Genomic DNA, 23,136 nt, shown 5'->3' with positions numbered 1-23,136 from the left:
CAAACAAAAAGACAGATTACAGGTGTAGTCTGTCTTTTTTTGTGTCAATAGGAGTCAAGGTAGAGTCAATCTTTCTGTAAAGATGGGGTAAAAGAAAAAGCCGAGCAAAGCTCGACTGTAATGATTAGAGTTTTTCGTTGACAAAGTTGACAAAGTGATTCCACCAGACCTTGAGGAAGAAGCTTTTCTTAACTTCTTTACCAGCAACCAGTTCCATGCTAGGCATACCTTGGTTAGGCAAGTAACCTTCTCCTACAAGTGACTTATCTTCAAAGGTAGCAGTTCCAACCTTGTCACTTGAGTTGACAGGGGCTTGGACTTGATTTGTAGTAACTTTAATATGTTTACTATTGTTAGCATCTATTTTTTGGATGATATTAAAGTCAGACTTAGCGACGGCAGTGACTTGCTTAGATTTACCATCAATAACATGGGCTTGACTTTTACCGATGGCTTGTCCTTTTTTGGCAATGGTCTTACTTTCCCAATGATAGACTACGTAGTTAAGTAGGTCATTGGTTGCAGTGAAACGGGCGTAGTCATCAGTATCGGTATTATCAGCATTCATAATGACTGTGATAATGCTCATGCCACTTTCATTTGAGTGGGCCACGAAGGAAGCACCAGCTAAATCAGTGGTTCCCGTTTTTAGGCCATCCACTCCTTTACGGTAACTAGGTTGTCCCTTAAGCATATAGTTGAAGGTTTTGAGTTTGTTGACACCATCAAAATCAGCCTCAGTTTTTTTAGTGATGTCGAGAATTTCAGGATATTCTTTTACCACGTGTTGTGCAATGATAGCAACATCTTTAGCACTCATGGTATTTTCTTCGTCTGATTTAGAGCCTGGATAGATATTGTCACCTAAGTAAGAATTATTGAGACCAGAGGCATTGACAATCTTGGCATCAGTGATACCCCAATCTTTAAGTTGGGCTTTCATCATGTCGACAAACTTACTTTCGGTTCCTCCGATTTCCTCGGCTAGAGCAATAGATGCACTGTTGGCACTGGAAATAAGAGTTGCGTCAAGAAGTTGTTTGACAGTGTATTTGCGGGCATCTAGTGGAATATTAGATACTCCTGCACTGACAGTTAGTTCAAAGGGGTAGTCAGAAATGTCAACTTTGCTGTTCCATTTGAGGTCTCCCTGATCTACCGCTTTATAAACCATATAGGCTGTTAGGAGCTTGGTAATAGAGCCAATCCCTGTAGAGGTGGTTGCATCTTTTTCATATAAAATTTTGCCAGTATTAGCTTCGACAGCGATGGCATGTTTGGCTGCGGCATCATATCCTTTTTTCTTATCTGCTGCAAAAGCAGGGGCTACGCTTCCCAGACAGAGTAAGAAGGTCATCATAAGCGTAATCAGTTTTTTCATGGTTTGTTCCTTCATGTGTTTTGGATATTTATTATACCACATTTTGAGAGGAACTTAAGGTGTTGAGAAGGGGCTTTTACTTACAAGACTAATTTTTATGGCAAGATAAAACTACCTTTTGATAGCTAAAAGGTAGTTTTGTGTTTACTTGTTTCCTGTAAAGAAATTAACGATATGGTTCCACCAAACTTTTAAGAAGAAACTTTTCTTGATAGATTGGTTGGCTGTTACAGAAATTTGAGGTGGATCAGAGATGTAACCTGTTCCAACGAGATCCTTATCATCAAAGGTTGCTGTTCCAATAGTGTCACCTTTTTTAATAGGTGCTGTTATAGTTTTTGCTTTGATTTTAACAGCATCATTTTGGCTGTTTATTTTTTGAACGACTGTAAGGTCCGACTCGAGTTTAGCAGAGATGGTTTGACTGTCTCCATCGGCTACCTTAATATCATTTTTCTTGACGATTTGTCCCTTGGTGTTAAGGGTTTTGATTTCCCAGTTTTGAGTCACATAATCTAGCAACTCATTTGTGGCTGTGAATCTGGCAGCTTCATCTTCTCCACCATTATCTGCATTCATGACAACGGTAATCAAACTCATGCCATTTTCATTGGAGTGGGCTACAAAGGATGCTCCTGCAAGTTCAGTTGTTCCAGTCTTGAGTCCATCAACGCCTTCACGGTAGTTGTCTTGCCCCTCCAACATGTAGTTGTGCGTCGTTAATTTGTTGTCACCTTCAAAATCAGTTTCGGTTTGCTTGGTGATTTCAAGTACCTGAGGATAGTCTTTAATGAGGTGGTTTGCAATAATGGCAACATCTAGAGCGCTCATAGTATTTTCGTCATCTGCTTTAGAGCCAGGATAGCGGTTATCCCCAAGGTATTTATTGTTTAGGCCAGAAGCGTTAAATAATTTAGCATCTGTAATGCCCCACTCTTTAAGTTGGGCTGTCATAGTGTCAACAAATGCACTCTCTGATCCTGAGATTTTTTCAGCTAGAGCAATAGCAGCACTGTTAGCGCTAGAAATGAGGGTGGCATCTAGGAGCTGTTTAACAGTGTATTTTCGGGAATCCAATGGGACATTTGAAACTTCTGAATCAACTGTTAGGTTGAAAGGATAGTCTGAGATATCGACTTCAGTGTCCCAGGTAATTTTTCCTTGGTCAACTGCTTTATAGACCATGTAGGCTGTTAGGATTTTAGTCATTGAAGCCACACCATCAGGAGTAGTGGCGTCCTTTTCATAGAGGACTTTCCCTGTAGTTGCTTCGATAGCAATCGCATGTTTAGCGGAAACATTGAAGTTATCTGTCTGTTCTTGTGCTAGAGCAGGTGTTACTAGGCCTAGTAAGATTAAGGCAATCATAATGATGTGTTGTAATTTTTTCATAGTCATTCCTTTGTCTCTCATAAGTGTTTATTATATCACAAAACGACTTAAATATCTGAGAGAAAGGGAGACTTGGGTGCTAACTTATGCCGGAGCTCTGCCATTTTTGACTATATTATGGTAAAATGAAAGTTATATCAAATGAATGACATAAAGTTGACCGGTTCGTTTTTGTAAGGGCTGGTCATGGATAAAAAGAGGGATCAAACATGGCTAAACAAACTTTTGAGATGACCTTTGCAGGACGCCCGCTTGTCGTTGAAGTTGGGCAGGTAGCTAAGCAGGCTAATGGTGCTGTCGTCGTGCGTTATGGAGATACAACGGTATTATCAACAGCTGTTATGTCTAAAAAGATGGCAACGGCAGATTTCTTTCCTTTACAGGTTAATTACGAGGAGAAAATGTATGCAGCTGGCAAGTTCCCGGGGGGCTTTAACAAGCGTGAGGGTCGGCCTTCAACAGACGCCACTTTGACTGCTCGTCTCATTGATCGTCCTATTCGTCCTATGTTTGCGGAGGGCTTTCGTAACGAAGTTCAGGTCATTAACACGGTTCTCTCTTATGATGAGAATGCTAGTGCTCCGATGGCGGCTATGTTTGGGAGTTCTTTAGCTCTTTCTATCTCTGATATTCCTTTCAATGGTCCAATTGCTGGGGTTCAAGTAGCCTATGCTGCAGAAGATGTCATCATCAATCCAAGTGCAGCGGATAAGGAAGTTTCACTTTTAGATTTGACAGTGGCAGGTACCAAGGAAGCTATCAATATGGTAGAGTCAGGTGCCCAGGAATTGTCTGAGGATATTATGTTGCAAGCACTCTTGAAGGGACATGAGGCAATTCAAGAGTTGGTTGATTTCCAAAATTATATCGTTGCAGCTGTTGGTAAGGAAAAGGCTGAGGTTGAACTTCTACAAGTTGATGCTGATTTGAAAGTCGAAATCGAAACGGCTTATTATGATCAGTTAGCTAAGGCTGTTCAGGTGGAAGAAAAACTGGCGCGTGAAGCAGCAACCCAGGCTGTAAAAGAAGAGGTCCTCGCTTCTTATCAAGAACGCTTTGCAGAAGATGAAGATAAGGAAACCATTCTGCGTGATGTAGCAGAAATCCTCGAGCAGATGGAACATGCTGAAGTGCGTCGTCTGATTACAGAAGACAAGGTTCGTCCAGATGGCCGTCGTGTGGATGAAATCCGTCCTTTGGACGCAGAGATTGACTTTCTTCCTAAGGTTCATGGTTCAGGTCTCTTTACACGTGGTCAAACTCAAGCCTTGTCAGTTTTGACTTTGGCACCTATGAGTGATACACAGCTTGTTGATGGTTTGGATCCAGAGTATAAGAAACGTTTCCTTCACCACTATAATTTCCCTCAGTATTCAGTGGGTGAGACAGGGCGTTACGGTGCACCAGGTCGACGTGAGATTGGTCACGGAGCCTTGGGTGAACGTGCCCTTGCTCAGGTTCTCCCAAGTGTCGAAGAGTTCCCTTATGCTATCCGTTTGGTAGCAGAAGTCTTGGAGTCAAATGGTTCTTCCTCACAAGCTTCTATTTGTGCAGGAACCTTGGCTCTTATGGCTGGTGGTGTACCGATTAAGGCACCTGTTGCAGGTATTGCCATGGGACTTATCTCAGATGGTACTAACTACACTGTCCTAACTGATATTCAAGGTTTGGAAGATCATTTTGGAGATATGGACTTTAAGGTAGCTGGTACACGTCAAGGAATTACAGCTCTTCAGATGGATATTAAGATTTCGGGTATTACACCGGCCATTCTCGAAGAGGCTTTGGCTCAAGCAAAGGTAGCTCGTTTTGAAATTCTTGATGTTATTGAGTCAGCAATCGCTGAGCCACGTCCAGAATTGGCACCAACAGCACCTAAGATTGATAGCATTCAGATTCCTGTTGACAAGATCAAGGTTGTCATCGGTAAAGGTGGCGAAACTATTGACAAGATTATCGCTGAGACTGGTGTCACAATTGATATTGATGAAGAAGGTCTTGTTCAGATTTTCTCTAGTGATCAGGATGCCATTAACCGTGCTAAAACCATCATCTCTAATCTTGTACGTGAAGCTAAGGTTGGTGAAGTTTACACTGTACCCGTTGTGCGTATTGAAAAGTTCGGTGCCTTTGTCCACCTTTTCAATAAGACAGATGCTCTCATCCATATCTCAGAACTAGCTTGGGAACGTACTGAGCATGTCGAAGATGTGGTTAAAGTTGGGGGTACGGTAACTGTTAAGATTATCAAAATCGATGAAAAAGGACGTATCGATGCCTCAATCAAGGCCTTGCTTCCTAAGCCTGAAAAACTTGAGGATGGGGAAAATGGAGGAGAGCATCGTCACCGCCGTCGTTCTCATCATAAACCACGCCACCATAATGAAAGTGGTGAAGCACCGAAAAATCCTGATAAATCAGAAACGAAAGAACAGGCAGAAGAATGACAGAAAATCAAGAATTGCAAGCTTTTGATGAAACTCTAAAAGAATTTTTAAAGGAACCAGACCACTTTTTGACTAGTCTGGCTTTGGTTAATCATCTACAACGTACTCCCGTCTTGGCTGCCCAAGACCTCTACGCAGTTGAAGTGGAAGGAAAGAAGGTTGTTCCTGTCTTCACCAACGAACAGGACCTACAATCTTTCAAATCTACTCAAGAGAGTGCTCGAGAGCAAACTTGGGTAGAACGTTCGAGCTTAGATGTTTTAACACAACTGGTTCAGGCAGAGCTTTTTGGTCTTGCTTTCAATTTAAAAGAGGATGGTGACTTCTCGAATACCACTCTTTTTGCAAGCAGTGAACTCATCCAGTTTATCAACTATTTCACTCAGACCCTTAATAATCTTTTGGGTGAGGAAAATCAAAAGGCAGATCCTAAAGATAAGATTTATCTTGTTCCAGCCTTCATTCATAAACGTGAGGAAGATGGCCAGGATGACCGTCTCTTTGCGACCATGTCGAATGCAGAGGGACAGAGTTATGTGCCTGTGTTTACGAACTTAACGAGCTTTGCAAAATGGTACGGGAACGAGACTTTTGGCCTACCTTTCCGTAAGGCTAAAGGGACGATTTTGCAATGGCCACTGTCAGAAATTTATCAGCCTTCAACAGGTGAAAATGAGTTGGATAAGGTTCAAGGTATTGTCATCAATCCGTTTGATGAGCAGCCTGAGTTAGTCGACTGGTCTTATTTTGAAGGGGATAGCGAGTAGACCTAGTGTTGGTAGCTTTCCACTTTAAAGAATAATAGGCCACAGCAAACAATAATAACAATAATGATGTAAGGAGTGACCTAAATGGGTTGGTGGAAAGAAAGTATTGATATAGTAAAGAAAAATGACCCGGCAGCTCGGACGAGTCTAGAGGTTCTTTTAACCTACCCTGGATTAAAAGCCTTGGCTGCCCATCGTATCTCACATTTTCTCTGGCGCCACCATTGTCGACTCTTAGCGCGTATGCATAGTCAGTTTTGGCGCTTTTGGACTCAGATTGAGATTCACCCAGGGGCTCAGATTGCTGAAGGTGTCTTTATTGACCATGGCTCTGGCCTTGTCATTGGTGAGACAGCTGTTGTGGAGAAGGGGGCTATGCTTTACCACGGTGTCACTTTAGGTGGTACTGGTAAAGATGTCGGAAAACGTCACCCAACCGTTCGTGAGGGTGCCTTGGTTTCAGCCCATGCTCAGGTCATAGGCCCTATTGAGATTGGAAAGAATGCTAAGGTGGGGGCGGCAGCCGTGGTTGTTGCGGATGTCCCAGAAGATGTTACAGTCGTTGGTGTTCCTGCTAAGGTTGTGCGTGTTCATGGTCAAAAGGATGAAGAAGTTATCCACGATATTGAAGAAGGCCGTGAATACTATAGTGAAAAGCTAGAAGACCTTCTAAAAGCAGCTAGCTTCCACTCATCACGTCTATAAGGAAAGGAAACGATGAAACTCTTTAGTTCAAAGGTGACTCGATTGACGGTTGTGGGTCCTCTTGCTCTTGTTTACATTGCTTTACATAGAGCAGACTATAGCATGGCCGCCTTATGGTTTTGCATTGCTCTTTTATGGGCCGGTCTGGTTTTTAAGCAACGACACAAGTGAGATTTGAGTAATGAAAAAATTCTTCAAGGACAATCCTTTTTTGGTCTTCTATATAGTTGGGAGTTTTCTTTCAGCTATGTCTCTCTTGGCTCAAGGTCAGCTAGTTGCGGCTATTTGGATTATCATTCTCGTTATACTCTTGTGTTTGTACCTAAACCATATCAAGGATAAAAAATAGTTTCCAGTTAATTGAAAGGAATCTCAAGTGATTAAAATTTATGATACGATGACGCGTTCGCTCCGTGATTTTGTACCTTTGACAGAAAATGTTGTCAATATGTATGTCTGCGGACCAACAGTTTACAATTATATTCATATCGGAAATGCCCGTTCAGCAGTAGCTTTTGATACTATTCGTCGTTATTTTGAGTATTGTGGCTATACAGTCAACTATATTTCCAACTTTACGGATGTAGATGATAAGATTATCAAGGCAGCTAATGAAGCTGGTATTTCAACTAAGGAATTGTCGGACAAGTTTATCGCGGCCTTTATGGAAGATACCGGACAACTTGGCATCAAACCAGCGACACAAAATCCTCGTGTTATTAACTATATGGATGAAATCATTGCATTCGTGTCGACCTTGGTTGACAAAGGATTTGCCTATGTCTCTGAAGGTGATGTTTACTTCCGAGTAGCTAAGTCAAACAACTATGCTAAATTGGCTAACAAGACCTTGGAAGATCTTGAAATTGGTGCAAGCGGACGTACGGATGCTGAAACAGAACGTAAGGAAAATCCTCTGGATTTTGCCCTTTGGAAAGCTGCCAAAGAGGGAGAAGTTTCTTGGGACAGCCCATGGGGACCTGGTCGTCCTGGTTGGCACATCGAATGTTCTGTAATGGCGACTGAAATCCTTGGAGATACTATCGATATTCATGGTGGAGGGGCAGACCTTGAGTTTCCACACCATACCAATGAAATTGCCCAATCAGAAGCCAAAACTGGCAAGACCTTCGCTAACTACTGGATGCATAATGGTTTTGTCAATGTGGATAATGAAAAAATGTCAAAATCCTTGGGTAACTTCGTGACCGTTCACGATATGCTTCAAACGGTTGATGGTCAAGTGCTTCGTTTCTTCCTAGCGACACAACAGTATCGTAAACCAATTAACTTTACAGAAAAAGCTATCCATGATGCTGAAGTTAATCTTAAGTATTTGAAAAACACCCACAGTCTTCCGTTGACAGAACAGGTGAATCAAGCTGAGTTGCAAACTTATCTTGATGCCTTCCAAGAAGCTATGGATGATGACTTTAATACGGCAAATGGAGTGACTGTTCTGTTTGACATGGCCAAATGGATTAATTCAGGCAATTATGATCAAAACGTTAAGGATGCTTTTGAAAAAATGCTCCAAGTCTTCGGTATTATTTTCGAAGAAGAAGTCCTTGATGAAGATATCGAAAAACTCATTGAAGAGCGTCAAGCGGCGCGTGCCAACAAGGACTTTGCGACAGCAGACCGCATTCGCGATGAGTTGGCTGCTCAAGGTATCAAACTTCTTGATACCAAGGAGGGCGTGAGGTGGACACGTGACTAAACATCTTGATGTCAACCTTATTAACGGCATTGCTCTCGCTTTTGAGGGAGATGCTGTTTATTCCTTGTACATTCGCCGTCACCTGATTTTTCAAGGTCAGACCAAGCCAAACCAATTGCACCGTCTAGCTACACGCTATGTTTCAGCTAAGGCCCAGGCTAGTCTCATTGAAAAAATGCTAGAGCAAGAGCTTTTGACTGAAAAAGAGCTAGACATCTATAAAAGAGGTCGTAATGCGAATAGCCATACCAAGGCTAAAAATACCGATGTTATTACCTATAAAATGTCAACAGGCTTCGAAGCAGTCATGGGCTATCTTCATATGACCGAGGATATCGCTCGCTTAGAGGAACTGATTGCTTGGTGTATTGACGAAGTTGAAAAAGAAATCTAAAAATTCTGCCGAGAGCAGGATTTTTTGTTATCTAAAGGCTATAAAAATTGTAACAGTTAGCCAGAGTTTTAACATTTAGATTATTTGAGAATCAAAGTAATTCAGCGTCTTGACAATGAAAAAATAAGATGAAACTAATATTTAGCACCTTAAAAATGAGAAAGTTAAAGGGTATCTGACACGTGTAAAACCCCGATATTATAGCGTTTTTTAATAAAACTAATTTGACAGAAAGTAAAAAAAAAGTCTATAATATTAGTAAATGAGGCCATAAAAAAATGAGGAGGTGAATGGAAATAGCTAAGAAAAAAGTTTTCTATACAACTTTTGCTGCTTTGATTTTATCTAGCTTTACGCTTCAAACAGGTAAAGCAGATGAGGTTCAGGTAAAATCTGATGAAGCTAAAATAGATTATGTTAATAGTGAGGCACCGGCTCCAGTTGCTCCTCAGGCTGATTTTTCTTCAGTAGGAGCTAAGGCAGAGCCAGCGAGTCAAGTAAGTTCAGTAGTGACCTCAACATCACTGATGGTTGTCTCTTCAAGTGAGACAGATGAGGGGCTTCTTGAGGTACATTCTCAAGTTGATATCGTGGAGACTAGCGTTTCTACGACGACACCTCATTCAGAAGAGGCTCGTGCCCAGGCTTTTGGTGAGGATCGATCAGTAGCGGCATCTGAACGAGGAGATGCAAACCCAACATCTGATTCTGAACAAGCAAAACCAAATATTGTGCTTACTTATGATAAGTCTCGTGAGGCTACAGCAACTGCAGAGTCTCAAGCTGTGACTTCAATGTATAAGAGTGAAAGCACCCTATATACATCTGAACTTGCTGGAAATACACATGCAGTTATTGAAAAATCAGAGTATTCTTCACTGGATTCTCATACGACATCTGTAAGTGCGACTCCTACTAGCCAAGCTATTGCAACTTCTGAAGTCGCTTCTGAGTCTGCAAGTACTGCAAGCTCTCTTGCATCTACGGCTCCAGAAACGAGTCAGTTAAATAATAATTCAGAAGATAGCTTAACTGTCCTTACGGTTGGCTGGAAAGATTCATCATCAACTTCTGAGGTCTTTAAAACTTCTGAAGTGGTTTCTATGTTGCAAAGTGAGAGTTTGACCTATTCGTCAGAGGTAACCTTTACGGATGGACTCATCTCAGAAATCTTAGCGACTCCAATCACTTCTGAAGTATATACCGTTGTTCCAAAACGAGACAGTACTGGAGCGCTTCTTGAAGATCAACCTGCTGTTACAGGGAATACAGATATTCTTTATTTAGCACGTGGTGAAATCTTTAACGTCAACTTTGATGTTAACAAGATGGAAGGTAAGAAGATTAAGGGCCTTAATCTAGTCCTTGATGGCAAACAAATTCATCATAGCTACTTTGTTGAAGGAACTCTGGATGAGGTCAATGCTGGTTTGAGTGCCTACCATTTGGCAGAGCAAACGACTGGTATTCATAAAATGACCTTTGAGTTGATTGATACGAATAATAATATTCATTACCTGACACAGACTTTCAGTGTCTTTAATGAAGGTGAGCGTCCAGTGACACCTGATAGTTACCGTAGGAATCAGTATTCATCAACAACGACAACAACGACTGTACCGGTTACTTATAATACCAGTGCAAATAGCTACACTGAAACCGCCAATCATATACAAGCTACGGCTGTTAATGAGTTGGCTGAGACAACTAGAGCGCTAACACAGCAATTGGCAGAACAAATTGCTGAGGTTTTGAGTGGTTGGTCTTCAGCGATTTCTGGAAATAGTTCAACAAGCACAGGTTCAATTGATATCTTCCAAGCAACAGGTAAAACCATTACTCAAGCTGCGAGAAAGATTGCAGAATCAATCTCAGATCCAGATACAATTGGTAAGCAAGCTTTGGCTGCTGCAACTGTTGTTCTCGTTCTTCTAGTGCTTTACCTAGCAGCAATTACATTTATTTAACATGCTTTGCCCTCGTAAGAGGGCTTTTTTTATGATAGAATTAGCTTATGAAAACAACTAAAGAATCAAGTCTAGACATTGTTTATGGTGTGCATGCCGTAACAGAGAGTCTGGAAGCAAATACTGGAAATAAACTCTATATTCAAGATGATCTTCGAGGGAAAAATGTTGATGCCATTAAGGCTTTGGCAGCTGAAAAGAAGGTTTCCATCTCTTGGACACCTAAGAAAACCTTGTCTGATATGACAGGTGGAGCTGTGCATCAAGGTTTTGTTCTTCGTGTGTCAGAGTTCGCTTATTCTGAACTCTCAGTTATTATGGATAAGGCTGAACAAGAGGAGAATCCTCTAGTCCTCATTTTAGATGGACTCAACGATCCTCATAACTTTGGTTCTATCCTACGTACAGCTGATGCTACTCAGGTGACAGGAGTTATTATTCCTAAGCATCGTGCTGTGGGGGTAACACCTGTTGTTGCCAAGACATCAACAGGGGCTGTGGAGCATATTCCCATTGCCCGAGTGACCAATCTTAGCCAAACTCTTGATAAACTTAAAGAAGCAGGCTTCTGGGTATTTGGAACAGATATGGATGGCACCCCATCTCATAAATGGAACACAGCTGGAAAGGTTGCCCTTATCATTGGTAATGAAGGTAAGGGAATCTCTGCTAACATCAAGAAACAAGTGGATGAGATGATTACTATTCCTATGAGTGGTCATGTGCAGAGCCTTAATGCCAGTGTGGCAGCTGCAGTTCTCATGTATGAAGTTTATCGAAACCGATTGTAACTATGAAAAAAAGAATACTTCTAGTTGATGGTTATAATATGATCGCCTTTTGGCAAGAAACCCGTCAACTCTTTAAGACCAATCAGCTTGACGAAGCTCGTGAAACATTGCTTCGTAAGCTCAATCATTATGCTAACTTTGAACATATTGATATTATCTGTGTGTTTGATGCTCAGTTTGTTCCAGGGAGCCGTCAACGTTATGATCAATATCGTATCAGTGTTATTTTTACTGAGGAAGATGAGACAGCAGATAGCTATATTGAGCGCGCAGCAGCTGAGATGAATACTGTTCAAAATCTAGTTGAAGTAGCAACTAGTGACTTAAATGAACAGTGGGCTATCTTTTCACAAGGAGCTTTACGTGTTTCGGCGCGTGAGTTGGAAGAGCGTGTCAATACAGTAAAGTCTGACTTAGACAAGATGTCGGTACATATTGACTTAAAGACACCAAAACTACGTCCATGGGACGATGCACAATTAGGGAAATTACAGGACCTTTTAAATGAAATAGAATAGAGGGATTTATGACATTTAACATTTTGACAGATTCCACAGCAGATCTAGATGAAAAATGGGCTCAGGAGAATAAGGTAGAGCTCGTTGGTTTGACCATCACGCTTGATGATATTGCCTATGAGACCGTTGGTCCTAACCGTTTAACGAGTGACCGTCTCTTAGAACGTATGCAAGAAGGCAGTCAGCCCACCACAAGCCAGGTGAATGTTGGTCAATTTGAAGAGGTTTTTCGTCGTCATGCCAAAAATGGTGATGCTCTTCTCTATATTGCCTTCTCATCAGTGCTTTCAGGTACTTATCAAAGTGCTGTTATAGCGCGTGACATGATTGTGGATGAATACCCAGAAGCTGTCATTGAGATTGTAGATACCCTGGCGGCAGCAGGTGGGGAAGGTTATCTCTCTATCTTGGCGGCAGAAGCTCGTGACCAAGGTAAGAGCTTACCTGAAACGAAAGCCATGATTGAGGACATTCTGCCACGTTTACGGACCTATTTCTTAGTTGATGATCTCTATCATCTCATGCGTGGGGGTCGCCTTTCTAAGAGCTCAGCCATTATTGGTAGTTTGATTAATATCAAACCCCTTCTTTGGTTGGACGCTTCAGGCAAGTTGGTTCCTCTGGCCAAAATCCGTGGACGCAAAAAGGCCATTAAAGAAATGGTCCTACAAGCTACCCAGGATATTGGACATAGCACAGCAATTGTTGCTTATGCCAATGATATTGAAGCTGCGGAGAATCTAAAAGAACAATTGTTAGCAGTTGACGGTATTGAGAAAGTTCTCATTATGCCACTTGGACCAGTCATCTCTACCCACGTCGGACCAGATACCTTAGCTGTCTTTACGATTGGTAAAGAAGCTAGATAGAAAAAGTGTCAGATAGGATTTCCTATCTGATTTTTTGTTTTCTGAAATGCTAGATTAATAGAATATAAAAAGATAATTCATACAAAATGAATGATATATTTGACATAACGTAAAATAGTGCTATAATGAATCTAGAAAATGGAGGAAACAAAATGAAAAAGTCAAAGAAAAAAGTAGCTAGCACGATGGATGAACGTGCTCAGTTGATTAGCGGAGAATCTTCTGCTAGAGGTTATTGGGTAGCCATGCTTGGTCTATTTGTAACGATTATGGTTGCTAGTAAGACGCACTCCGTCGAATTAGTGCAGTCACTATTAATCATCACTTTCTTTGGTTCTATGTGCCTAGTATTAGTTCACAGCGTATCACGTAATGGGCATCCATGGTTGCTAGACAAAAAACTTGAAAAGAAGATGCTCAGATTATCCTGGGTAATGTGTTTTTTTGGAATTTTTATATCGCTAATGGGCCTCTTAAGTCTATTTCAGTCGTTTAAGATAGGGAAGAATCTTATGAGTAGTGTGGCATTTTTGACATTGGGTTTGACCCTTATTTGCGACTGCTGGGTTATTATTAACAGAATCAAGAAGAACCGTTTGGAAGAACTAGAAGACGAAGAATAGGATTTTTGAATGAAAAATTTAAAAATGAAGTCAGCTCGTGTAGCAAAGGATCTCACTCAACAAGGTTTGGCAGATGCTATAGGAGTTTCTCGTCAGACCATCTCAGCTATTGAAAAAGGTGATTATAACCCTACTATAAATCTGTGTATTGCTATCTGCAAAACTCTGGACAAAACTTTAGACCAGCTTTTTTGGGAGTCTGAGGATTAGTTTGTACTCTTTAGATGTTATTTAGGCATGAATTCTAGTCTTACACCTTATAAAATGATAGACTAAAAAAATACAAAAAATAAAAGAAAAACATCTCCAAATGACTTGCCTTGGATGTGTTTTTTTGATATTATGTTAAACGGTATTGTTTACCCCATTTGAAAGGCCCCGGAACCTTCCAAATACTTTTCGATGGGAAGGAACACCCATCACTCGTAAACAAAAATCGAACTATATATAGGAGAAATCATGAACAAAACAACATTTATGGCTAAACCAGGCCAAGTTGAACGTAAATGGTATGTCGTTGACGCAACTGATGTGCCACTTGGACGTCTTTCTGCAGTAGTTGCTAGCGTACTTCGCGGAAAAAACAAACCAACTTTCACACCACACACTGATACAGGTGACTTCGTAATCGTTATCAATGCTGAAAAAGTTAAATTGACTGGTAAAAAAGCAACTGATAAGATCTACTACACTCACTCAATGTACCCAGGTGGATTGAAACAAATCTCAGCAGGTGAACTTCGTTCTAAAAATGCTGTTCGTTTGATCGAAAAATCAGTTAAAGGTATGCTTCCACACAACACTCTTGGACGCGCACAAGGTATGAAATTGAAAGTCTTCGTTGGCGGTGAGCACACTCACGCTGCACAACAACCAGAAGTACTTGATATCTCAGGACTTATCTAATTCTAAGAGGAAAGGAGCACTAATATAATGGCACAAGCACAATATGCAGGTACAGGACGCCGTAAAAACGCCGTTGCACGCGTACGTTTGGTTCCAGGTACTGGTAAAATCACAGTTAACAAAAAAGATGTAGAAGAATACATCCCACACGCAGACCTTCGTCTCGTTATCAACCAACCTTTCGCAGTTACTTCAACTGAAGGTTCATACGACGTACACGTTAACGTTGTAGGTGGTGGATACGCTGGTCAATCAGGTGCGATCCGTCACGGTATCGCTCGTGCACTTCTTCAAGTAGATCCAGACTTCCGCGATTCATTGAAACGCGCTGGACTTCTTACTCGTGATGCACGTATGGTTGAACGTAAGAAACCAGGTCTTAAGAAAGCTCGTAAAGCTAGCCAGTTCTCTAAACGTTAAGAATCAGCTACAATACAGCATTTACAACACTTCATGGTTCACACCATGGGGTGTTTTTTTGATGATTTTCAGCAAAATTCACACCATTTTTCACACCAAATTCACACCATTACTTTTTAAGATTACGATAGACAATCTCTCCAACAGCCATTGGAATAACATTTGAAGTATTAACGTAAGTTTTGGTAGTGAGGATGTCGCTATGCGTTAGAGCTTCAGAAATAGCTTCTAAGCTCATTCCTGCTTGTGTAGCTAAAGTTGCTCCGGTATGGCGTAATTTGTGAGGTGTAGCATGTGCCAGCTCTTTATGTCGCTTTCTGATGCTTTTCATTTTATTGTTTAGATAGTCAGCATGTAAAGGCTTGTTGATGTTTCCTCTAGTGTCTATATAAGTAAAGACAAACTGTTCAGGTAGTATGTCTTGCATGCTGTTTACTTCTTGTCTCTTGTTTTAGGCTTTGAGATAATAGCGACAACAGAAGTAGTTGTGGATTATTTTTGTGAATGTTCAAATTAATCATTAGAAAATTGTTGGCAGTTGAGAGCTCTAAGTAAATTATGTTGATACAATTTATGGTCGCACATAGATAGTATGTCACAAAAGAAACTGCGGCTCGTTAAAAATTTCATTTTTTCAGAGATAGGTCTCTTTTTACATGATTTACCTATTAATATTAGTAAATGTTAAGGATAAGTATTCTTTTTATTTTTTGGCGAATGCCGGCTTTTTTGCCACAAATGAGTATCAACATCTTTCGAATGGAATAGTTGACAACTGTTTTTAAGAATTATACTATTGAATTGAATAGATAAGGAGTTGATTTGATGCAAGAGACAATGATTGATTACAAACAAAATATTTACCAAGAGCTATCTCGCTTAACAAAGGGGCTAGGAAGTGAGAAGCGTCTTGATATTTTAAATATATTATCACAGGGACCAAAGACAGTTGAGGGAATTGCGCATGCGACGGGTCTCTCTGTTGCCAATACTTCGCGCCACCTTCAGGTTTTAAAAGAAAGTCACTTGGTGGTGACGAGTCGAAATGGTAATTTTATCCGTTATAGCTTGGCTTCTGAAAAGGTTGTCCAGTTAGTCCTTCTGTTATTTGCCGTCGGTGAAGAACAGTTAGCAGAAGTCAGAGCGATTGAGTCAGACTATGATGAGGCAGCTGGTGTTCCTCAGATTGAGCTCGCTAATGCAATTGAATTAGCAGCTAAGACAGATGCTCTCCTACTTGATTTAAGGCCTGTTGAGGAGTATGAGGCAGGGCACTTGCCAAAAGCTCTTAATTTACCAATCGATGAGTTTGATCAAAAAAAAGCTCAGCTTCCCAAAGAGAAGACCATCATTGTTTATTGTCGCGGGCGCCAATGTGGCTATGCTAACCTAGCAGCACAGGATTTACAGAGTTTAGGCTACAGTATCTATAGTCTCAATCGCAGTTTTGCTGATTGGAAGTGGGGTACATCCTCTCGTTCAGAACTTGACTAAGGTGTATTCCTTAGTCTTTTCTTATAACCGGAGACTCGTGAGCAAAATCATTGCAAAATAGATTTAGTGTGCTATAATTCAATTATTCAATAAAACAGTTGAATTTCTTTTTTACTCAACCTGTTCAATAAATTTATTGAATTACATCTTTGAAATACTTCTTATTTAGTATCTCAAAGAAACTAAGTGATACAAATTGGATTTTTAGAAGGGCTAAGTTAACCTTTTTGAAATTCATTTTTTTATTCTTATGCTATTCAATTATATGATTGAATAGAAGCGGTTTATTTTAGATAGGAGTTTTTTATGACGACACAACTAACAACCGAAACATTTGCGAAATCTATCCAAAATGGGGTAAGTTTTATCGATTTTGGGGCGCAGTGGTGCCCACCTTGTCGGATGATGGAGCCGGTAGTGGAAGAACTTTCACAGGACTTTGACGGAAAAGTAACGATTGCTCAGGTGGATGTGGACCAATCACAAGATCTGGCCAATCTCTTTGGCATTCGTTCTATCCCAACAATGGTGATTTTTAAAGATGGCAAACCCGTTGATGCTCTTGTTGGTGTTCATCCTAAACAAACATTGATAGAAAAAATCCAAGCACAGTTATCATGAGGTGATTTATGTATGATGCAATTATTGTAGGTTCAGGACCTGCAGGGTACACAGCTGGCATTTATTTAAGTCGAGCTGGTTTGAAAAATCGATTGATCACAGGCTATTCTGAGGGTGGTCAATTAACCACCACAACCCTCGTAGAAAATTATCCAGGTTTTGAAAACGGGATTGATGGCAATGAATTAGTCCAAACAATGCGCCGCCAAGCAGAACAGTTTGGCACCGAAATGACCTTTGGATTTGTTCAAAAAATTGAAGGCGAATCGTCTCCTTTCGAGGTACATCTGGATAATGGTGAAATCATTGATACCAAGGCCGTTATTATCGCAACAGGCTCTAGCGCTAAATACCTAGGGATTGAAGGCGAAGAAGAGGCCATCGGAAAAGGTGTCAGCGCTTGTGCGACCTGTGATGCTTTCTTCTATAAAGAGCGTGAAATCCTTGTAGTTGGCGGGGGTGATGTCGCTATGGAAGAAGCCCTCTATTTGACACGCTTTGCATCGAAGGTGACCGTTGTCCACCGCCGCAATGAGTTACGCGCATCTGATATTATGGCCAAATGGGCTCAGGCAAATGATAAAATTCATTGGATGTTAAATTACACGCCTGTCAAAGTTACATCTAATCTGATGGGAATGACTGGTTTGGATGTTCGTAATAATGAAACAGGTGATATTGAGCACATTCAGGCTGACGGTCTCTTTGTGGCCATTGGTCATCAGCCAAACACCGATTTTCTTGATGGAAAATTAGCATTGGATGATAAAGGCTATATTCAAACACAGGCAGGAACAGCAAAGACCTCTGTTGCAGGTATTTTTGCAGCTGGTGATGTGCAAGATCCAAAATACCAACAAGCCATTACTGCAGCAGGTAGCGGTGCCATTGCTGCCCTAGATACATTGGCCTATATTGATAACCTATGATGAAATCAGTCACGTCTAGTATCGAATTAGAAGAACTGTTAGCCGAACATCAAAATCTAGCTCTTCTTGTTTCAGGAAATCAATGCAGTCTATCGTCTCTTGGGCAAAAAGAACTCATAGACACGGCTGAACGAGAGCATTTGGTGCTTTACCAAGCAGATATTTTTCAAGTGCCCCGTCTTATTTCTTTATTTGGCATTCAGCCTACCCTGACGAGTTTATTAGTCTTTAAAAAGGGTCAATTGGTGGATAAGAAAGAGGTTTAAATGGCAAGAAAAGCTTTGATACAAAGGAAAAAGAAGGCCTATCCGGTTCAAGAATACTCACGCTGTTTGGCATGCGGCCGCCCGCATTCGGTTTACCGCAAGTTTAAACTTTGTCGGATTTGTTTACGCCAGCAAGTTTACCAAGGTGTCATTCCTGGGTTGAAAAAAGCTTCTTGGTAGTAGAAAGAAAGGAAGAAATATGGAAATTAGTTACTGGTCAGATATTGCCTGTCCATTTTGTTACATTGGTGCTAGTCGGATGAAGCGTGCTATGGCAGCTGTTGGTTTAAACCCGGAAGATCTGACAATGAAAGCTTACCAGCTAAATCCCAATGCGCCTTTAGAAACAAGTGAAACCATGCTCACAGAGTTTGCTGCCAGTCACGGTATGACCACTGAGCAAGCTAAAGCTCAGTTTGTGCACATGGAAAGCGTGGGAAATGAAGAAGGGCTTCGTATTGATATGGCGGGGATTATCCCAACCAACACCTTTTCAGCTCACCGTCTTATTAAATGGTCGCAGAAGTATTTAGATAAAAAAGATCATCAAAATTTCATTATGGCCTTGTACTATCTTTACTTTGAAGAACATGCCAATATTGCGGATCATTCTGTGTTACTAGCTGTTATCAGTGAGTTCGCTCTACCACAAGAAGAGGCAGTGCAGGTTCTTGCTGGCGATGCGTTTGCTGACGAGGTCAAACGCGATATCTTAGAAGCCAATCAATCAGGCGTTCAAGGTGCACCTTTCTTTGTTCTGAACAATAAGTATGGCATTTCAGGTGCTCAGCCTTATGAATACATGTTAGCGGTATTAAAACAAATTCAAGCAGAGGAAGGAGCACAATAAAATGATAGATACCCCTTTTCAACTATTAGACAGCAATTCAGAAGAGACAGGTTTAGTTTGTGGGATTGATGGCTGCAGCATAGAGCCCTCAACACAGCCGTTAGAAACTACCTCTCAGCCATTAGAAAAAAGCAAAAAAGCAGTCATTAGGAGGGCAGAATGGAAAAACAAAGGGTAGAAGCCTTGTCAGATGCTATATTGGCCATTATTGTCACAATTATGGCCTTGGAGTTACAGTTACCTGAGGAATTGACAGTAGTAGGACTTAGAAGCATGCTACCCATGCTTTTTATCTACATTACTAGTTTTTTGCAAATCATGGCAGTCTGGCTATATTATCATGAACTCTACAAATTAGTAGATCATGTCAGCTTTCGTTTATTTGGAGTCAATAGTTTTTGGCTTTTAACAGCTAGTTTTGTTCCCTTAGCGACTCGAGGGATTGGACAGCATTCCGCTAATTTTGCCTTTCTCCTGTTTTACCTCATCGTTCTTGCCCTTTGGGATGTAGCTTGGATAATCATGACAGCAATGGTGATCAAGACGAGTCAAAGACCGTTATCAGCTGAAGAAAAAAGATACCTTATCGGTGGGCACTATTATATGGATTGCAGCTAGTGATCATATTATTAGTTGGTTATCTTTTTCCAAATTTTATTTCTCTTGCCCCGCTACTGATGATTGTTAATGTTATCTATGGTTTTTTAAGCAACAAATCTTGAAAAAGACTAAAAATAATGGCTAAATAGCATCGGTTATAAAAACCAGGTCTTAAGAAAGCTCGTAAAGCATCACAGTTCTCAAAACGTTAATTCGTTGCTGGGAAGCACAATACAAACGAAAATACTTTGCAACTTGCAAGGTGTTTTTTGTATGAGAATTGGCGGTGCGCAATTAGGATAGCTCTAGCGACTTTAGTCGCATAGAGATATGCTATGCATAGTTGCCCCAAGAAAACAAGCGAAGCGACATTTGATTGGATGGCAACCACTGCACTCAAAACGTTAATCGATACGATTATATCAACGTTTCAAAGCACTCAAGAGTTTACCTCATGGGTGCTTTTTTGTATAGATTTCTGAAAATTGTTCAAAATCTTACTAGAGTTTTGTCTTCATCTTGAAATTCTTATAACAATGTGATATATTTATAACAGATAAGGTGTGATGTATTTATAACATGGTGAAAGAAGGTGACGAAAATGAAAATGTCGAAGAACTTAAAGATAATCCTTTATATCGCTAGCGTGCTTATTGTTGTATGTTTAGTTTTATTGCTGGGGAATCACCTACCGATTCTAGCAAAAGGTGCTATTATGACGATGTCTTGGCTTCCTACGTATTTGGCTTGTACGATGCAATCGGTCCTCTCAAAATCAACCTATCAAAAGAAAGAGAAAAATATGTTTGGGATTACTGCAAAATTATATACAGTGCTTGTACTTCTCTCGTCATCGATCTATACAATTGGAGTTTGGCTTCTAACTCCTGGTTCTTTGATTAAGAATATAATGTTAGGAATTGGATTAAGTGTTCAATTGTTATTAATGTTTTACTTCTTATTCAAGAGAATTAATGAAGAACCTGATGAACGATTTTATAGAAATATTGCAAAGTCCTCTTCCATTTTGTTTACAATAGCAATCTTTATATTATTGGGAATTGCAACCTTGATAGCTGTCTGTAAAGTTTTCGTTTTGAATGCTGGATTTCTTTATATTTTGGTGGCTTTTTTACTCTTATTATTTGCCATTACTTACTTTATCATTGAAAAAAGGGGATGAAATATGGCGAAAGAAAGTAAAATAAAGACTAACTTGAAAGAAGTAAGGGAAGCTTATGGTATGACTCAACAAGATTTAGCAGATCAAGTAGGAATACGGAGAGAAACGATTGTTCACTTAGAAAATAACCGCTACAACCCTTCGTTGGAAATGGCTTTAAAAATAGCACAAGTCTTTAATAAACAAGTGGAAGAACTATTTCGTCTGAAATAAGAGAAGTAAAACAATCCAATTGATTTGTGTATTAGTTTTTTGGAGACTTGTTTTTCTGAGAAGAGGTTTTGGTAAGAGGGAGTGTTTTCAAAGGAATTTTCTTGACTTCACCTTAGTTGAAACGCATTCAAAAATAAGATAATAGTTTATTTTTCAAGCATTTTAACCCAATAATAGAACTTTTTAGGCCGAAATACTTTCAAAAATGCTAATATTTCTCTAATCTATTCAATTTTGAGGTCTTGCATATTATGTAGTTATCATACAAAAGCGCTCAGAGTGAATGAGTACATTCATTTGAAAGATGATATTGTTATATACTTCAAACATATTATCAGTAAAGGGTTTTATGCGTCTATTAAATATCTCTTGATTTTTGGCCAAAAAACTTCACATAATAATGAATGTATATTTTACAAATTATGCTTTTATATATGATTTAAATTTGTATTTAAACTTAGCAGAGGACATAATAAATTACCTAAAATAACATTAAAATTAAAAATGATTAATTATTACTATTTGGTAACAGACTTCAAAAACCCTTTGTTTGTAGGAATTGTAGGATATATTAAAAATTTAAAAAAGTTTTTAAAAATTGTTGACATATCTCTAGATAGTGTTATAATCTATAGATGTCAGGGAGGTCCTGATACTAAATATATAATAATCCATTAGAGGAGAAACAATTATGAAAAAAGTATTGCTTACATCAGCTGCAGTTCTTGCAGTATTCGCTTCATCAGCAGCAGTATTCGCTAACGACGGTAACGTTCACACTGGAAACCTTGATAACAAAACTGAAGCAACTGGTGGTGACTTCTTCACAAACAACGAAGGTGGTCTTACTCAAGCTGCTAAAGATGGTCTTAACAACGTTGACGCAGATTCAACTAAACAAAAATTTGAAGATGCTGGTGAACACATCGAACCAAAACGTGATGCTAACGGAAACATCATCAAAGATGAGTTTGTAGTTACTGATAAAGCTAACGCTAACAAAGACGCTAAAGAAGAAGCTAAAGCTGTTAAAGCTGCAGAAAAGAAAGCTCCAGCAGCTAAAGCTGAAGCTAAAGCTCTTCCAAACACAGCAGCTGTTAAATAATTAACTGCTATTGCAAAAAAGAATATCACTGGGGCTAGAGCTTCGGTGATATTTTTCTATGGATAAAGAAAAGGATTTGACATTTCATGAGTAATCATAATCGTAAATCTACTGGATCTCGCAAAAAACTGATTGCTGGGATTTCGGCCTTAGTCATTGCTGCTTTGGCTATCTTCCTTGGCTTCCAGTTTATGTCTCCGACAGCATCATCCTCTAATGGTGTTAAGAGTGTTTTAACGACTAAAAAAGCAAACACTTATAAAGTTTCAGATGAGGAGAAAGCCTACCTCAAAAATAAATTTGATGGTCTTGAGGCGACAAACCCTGATACTATCGCTTATGTCTATGCACCAGGGACTAAATTGGATGAGCCAGTTGTTCAAACAACGGACAATTCAACCTACTTAGATAAAACATTTGATGGAGGAAACGTTCCATATTTGGGAACTGTCTTCATGGATACAGATAATAAGAAAGATTTTAGCGATCGTTTGACTTGGCTCTTCGGTCATGCTCGAGGAAGTAAGGTTGCTGATAGTCGTATGTTCAACGATGTTAACTACTATAGTGATCAGTCGTTTTTTGATAAACACAAATATGTTGTTATTGAGACGCCTCAACGTAAGTATTATTATGAAGCGCTTGCTATGGTAATTGTGCCTGAAGACACAGCTTTCTATCGTACATCATTTGAAAGCGATAAAGACTTTAAACAACAGTTGGATATCATTTATGATCAAGCAAGTGTTAAAAACAAGGATTTGAAGGTTAGTGCTTCAGATAAATACCTCGTTCTTTCGACTTGTCGTGAGGAAGATGAAACGATTCGTGCTAATCTCTACTTGCGTCAAATTCCAGACTCTGAAATGTCTGATTTTGTAGCTAAACACGGTAAAGATTTGGAATACACACCAACACGTTAATCATTAACAAAACTCTACTTCATATGAAGTAGAGTTTTTATCTTGTCTAAGA

The 23,136-nt window shown here is 39.9% G+C and carries 26 protein-coding genes and 1 pseudogene; 24 read left to right on the top strand and 3 right to left on the bottom strand.

What is annotated here, in order from left to right; genetic code table 11:
* Window positions 1–124 precede the first annotated feature (124 nt).
* Together pbp3 (HMPREF2607_RS09885) and pbp3 (HMPREF2607_RS09880) are read right to left on the bottom strand one after the other, a co-directional pair.
* Window positions 125–1,381 (bottom strand): D-alanyl-D-alanine carboxypeptidase PBP3, encoded by a 1,257-nt coding sequence (pbp3, locus tag HMPREF2607_RS09885; protein ID WP_059749066.1) that lies wholly within the window; start codon window positions 1,379–1,381, stop codon window positions 125–127.
* Window positions 1,382–1,525: 144 nt separating this feature from the next.
* Window positions 1,526–2,773: a D-alanyl-D-alanine carboxypeptidase PBP3 gene (gene pbp3 / locus HMPREF2607_RS09880; RefSeq protein ID WP_037620085.1), complete on the bottom strand. Its 1,248-nt coding sequence runs from the start codon at window positions 2,771–2,773 to the stop codon at window positions 1,526–1,528.
* Window positions 2,774–2,982: 209 nt separating this feature from the next.
* Between pbp3 (HMPREF2607_RS09880) and pnp the strand changes: the two genes are divergently transcribed.
* The 13 genes from pnp (at window position 2,983) to rpsI (ending at window position 14,900) form a co-directional block, all read left to right on the top strand.
* Entirely contained in the window at window positions 2,983–5,220 is a 2,238-nt protein-coding gene (pnp, locus tag HMPREF2607_RS09875) for a polyribonucleotide nucleotidyltransferase (protein ID WP_002889622.1), read from the top strand.
* Window positions 5,217–5,987 carry an SseB family protein gene (locus HMPREF2607_RS09870; RefSeq protein ID WP_002889625.1) on the top strand — a complete coding sequence of 257 codons (771 nt, stop codon included), beginning with the start codon at window positions 5,217–5,219 and terminating at the stop codon, window positions 5,985–5,987. The genes pnp and HMPREF2607_RS09870 overlap by 4 nt, the downstream gene beginning before the upstream one ends.
* Before the next feature lie 84 nt (window positions 5,988–6,071).
* Window positions 6,072–6,692 carry a serine O-acetyltransferase gene (gene cysE / locus HMPREF2607_RS09865; protein ID WP_002886354.1) on the top strand — a complete coding sequence of 207 codons (621 nt, stop codon included), beginning with the start codon at window positions 6,072–6,074 and terminating at the stop codon, window positions 6,690–6,692.
* 376 nt (window positions 6,693–7,068) lie between these two features.
* Window positions 7,069–8,412, top strand: a complete 1,344-nt coding sequence (gene cysS / locus HMPREF2607_RS09860) for a cysteine--tRNA ligase (protein ID WP_021143440.1) — start codon at window positions 7,069–7,071, stop codon at window positions 8,410–8,412.
* Window positions 8,405–8,806, top strand: coding sequence for a Mini-ribonuclease 3 (locus tag HMPREF2607_RS09855; protein WP_002886359.1), 402 nt, complete (start codon window positions 8,405–8,407; stop codon window positions 8,804–8,806). Before cysS ends, HMPREF2607_RS09855 begins: the two co-directional genes overlap by 8 nt.
* A gap of 290 nt (window positions 8,807–9,096) precedes the next feature.
* Window positions 9,097–10,773: a hypothetical protein gene (locus HMPREF2607_RS09850; RefSeq protein WP_070476870.1), complete on the top strand. Its 1,677-nt coding sequence runs from the start codon at window positions 9,097–9,099 to the stop codon at window positions 10,771–10,773.
* Window positions 10,774–10,820: 47 nt separating this feature from the next.
* A complete protein-coding gene (gene rlmB, locus HMPREF2607_RS09845) occupies window positions 10,821–11,564 on the top strand; it encodes a 23S rRNA (guanosine(2251)-2'-O)-methyltransferase RlmB (protein ID WP_002886369.1) in 744 nt (247 codons plus the stop codon).
* A gap of 2 nt (window positions 11,565–11,566) precedes the next feature.
* Window positions 11,567–12,082 (top strand): NYN domain-containing protein, encoded by a 516-nt coding sequence (locus HMPREF2607_RS09840; protein ID WP_037620088.1) that lies wholly within the window; start codon window positions 11,567–11,569, stop codon window positions 12,080–12,082.
* 8 nt (window positions 12,083–12,090) lie between these two features.
* Window positions 12,091–12,951, top strand: coding sequence for a DegV family protein (locus tag HMPREF2607_RS09835; RefSeq protein ID WP_070476869.1), 861 nt, complete (start codon window positions 12,091–12,093; stop codon window positions 12,949–12,951).
* Window positions 12,952–13,076: 125 nt separating this feature from the next.
* On the top strand, window positions 13,077–13,574 hold the full coding sequence (locus HMPREF2607_RS09830; protein WP_241672707.1) for a hypothetical protein: 498 nt from the start codon (window positions 13,077–13,079) through the stop codon (window positions 13,572–13,574).
* 9 nt (window positions 13,575–13,583) lie between these two features.
* A complete protein-coding gene (locus HMPREF2607_RS09825; protein ID WP_002886373.1) occupies window positions 13,584–13,784 on the top strand; it encodes a helix-turn-helix transcriptional regulator in 201 nt (66 codons plus the stop codon).
* 249 nt (window positions 13,785–14,033) lie between these two features.
* A complete protein-coding gene (gene rplM / locus HMPREF2607_RS09820) occupies window positions 14,034–14,480 on the top strand; it encodes a 50S ribosomal protein L13 (protein ID WP_002886374.1) in 447 nt (148 codons plus the stop codon).
* 27 nt (window positions 14,481–14,507) lie between these two features.
* Complete coding sequence (gene rpsI / locus HMPREF2607_RS09815) at window positions 14,508–14,900, top strand: 30S ribosomal protein S9 (RefSeq protein WP_002888293.1); 393 nt, start codon at window positions 14,508–14,510, stop codon at window positions 14,898–14,900.
* A 109-nt stretch (window positions 14,901–15,009) separates the two neighbouring features.
* Here the strand turns inward: rpsI and HMPREF2607_RS09810 are convergent.
* Window positions 15,010–15,309, bottom strand: a pseudogene (locus HMPREF2607_RS09810) (tyrosine-type recombinase/integrase); the annotation flags it as partial.
* Between the two features lie 416 nt (window positions 15,310–15,725).
* Here HMPREF2607_RS09810 and HMPREF2607_RS09805 point away from each other — a divergent pair.
* The 11 genes from HMPREF2607_RS09805 to srtB all read left to right on the top strand — a co-directional run bounded on the left by HMPREF2607_RS09805 (window position 15,726) and on the right by srtB (window position 23,084).
* Window positions 15,726–16,394, top strand: coding sequence for an ArsR/SmtB family transcription factor (locus HMPREF2607_RS09805; RefSeq protein ID WP_021143446.1), 669 nt, complete (start codon window positions 15,726–15,728; stop codon window positions 16,392–16,394).
* Window positions 16,395–16,700: 306 nt separating this feature from the next.
* Window positions 16,701–17,015 (top strand): thioredoxin, encoded by a 315-nt coding sequence (gene trxA, locus HMPREF2607_RS09800; RefSeq protein ID WP_002889674.1) that lies wholly within the window; start codon window positions 16,701–16,703, stop codon window positions 17,013–17,015.
* Window positions 17,016–17,023: 8 nt separating this feature from the next.
* Window positions 17,024–17,944: a thioredoxin-disulfide reductase gene (gene trxB / locus HMPREF2607_RS09795; protein WP_070476866.1), complete on the top strand. Its 921-nt coding sequence runs from the start codon at window positions 17,024–17,026 to the stop codon at window positions 17,942–17,944.
* On the top strand, window positions 17,941–18,210 hold the full coding sequence (locus HMPREF2607_RS09790) for a hypothetical protein (RefSeq protein ID WP_037620098.1): 270 nt from the start codon (window positions 17,941–17,943) through the stop codon (window positions 18,208–18,210). The genes trxB and HMPREF2607_RS09790 overlap by 4 nt, the downstream gene beginning before the upstream one ends.
* Window positions 18,211–18,390: a type Z 30S ribosomal protein S14 gene (locus HMPREF2607_RS09785; RefSeq protein ID WP_014677714.1), complete on the top strand. Its 180-nt coding sequence runs from the start codon at window positions 18,211–18,213 to the stop codon at window positions 18,388–18,390.
* Between the two features lie 19 nt (window positions 18,391–18,409).
* Window positions 18,410–19,060 (top strand): DsbA family oxidoreductase, encoded by a 651-nt coding sequence (locus tag HMPREF2607_RS09780; protein ID WP_021143450.1) that lies wholly within the window; start codon window positions 18,410–18,412, stop codon window positions 19,058–19,060.
* Window positions 19,061–19,219: 159 nt separating this feature from the next.
* A complete protein-coding gene (locus HMPREF2607_RS09775) occupies window positions 19,220–19,678 on the top strand; it encodes a TMEM175 family protein (RefSeq protein ID WP_230578928.1) in 459 nt (152 codons plus the stop codon).
* 583 nt (window positions 19,679–20,261) lie between these two features.
* Window positions 20,262–20,843: a hypothetical protein gene (locus tag HMPREF2607_RS09770; protein ID WP_021143452.1), complete on the top strand. Its 582-nt coding sequence runs from the start codon at window positions 20,262–20,264 to the stop codon at window positions 20,841–20,843.
* 3 nt (window positions 20,844–20,846) lie between these two features.
* Complete coding sequence (locus HMPREF2607_RS09765) at window positions 20,847–21,056, top strand: helix-turn-helix transcriptional regulator (protein ID WP_002886384.1); 210 nt, start codon at window positions 20,847–20,849, stop codon at window positions 21,054–21,056.
* Between the two features lie 691 nt (window positions 21,057–21,747).
* Entirely contained in the window at window positions 21,748–22,161 is a 414-nt protein-coding gene (locus tag HMPREF2607_RS09760; RefSeq protein WP_002889684.1) for an LPKTxAVK-anchored surface protein, read from the top strand.
* An 86-nt stretch (window positions 22,162–22,247) separates the two neighbouring features.
* On the top strand, window positions 22,248–23,084 hold the full coding sequence (gene srtB, locus HMPREF2607_RS09755; RefSeq protein ID WP_014633795.1) for a class B sortase, LPKTxAVK-specific: 837 nt from the start codon (window positions 22,248–22,250) through the stop codon (window positions 23,082–23,084).
* Window positions 23,085–23,136: the final 52 nt, after the last annotated feature.

Source organism: Streptococcus sp. HMSC078H03, from assembly GCF_001808655.1.
In the GTDB taxonomy this organism is placed as follows: Bacteria; Bacillota; Bacilli; order Lactobacillales; family Streptococcaceae; genus Streptococcus; species Streptococcus salivarius_G.
The sequence above is the reverse complement of the archived record's forward strand: the minus strand, read 5'-3'. Positions and strand labels throughout refer to the sequence as shown.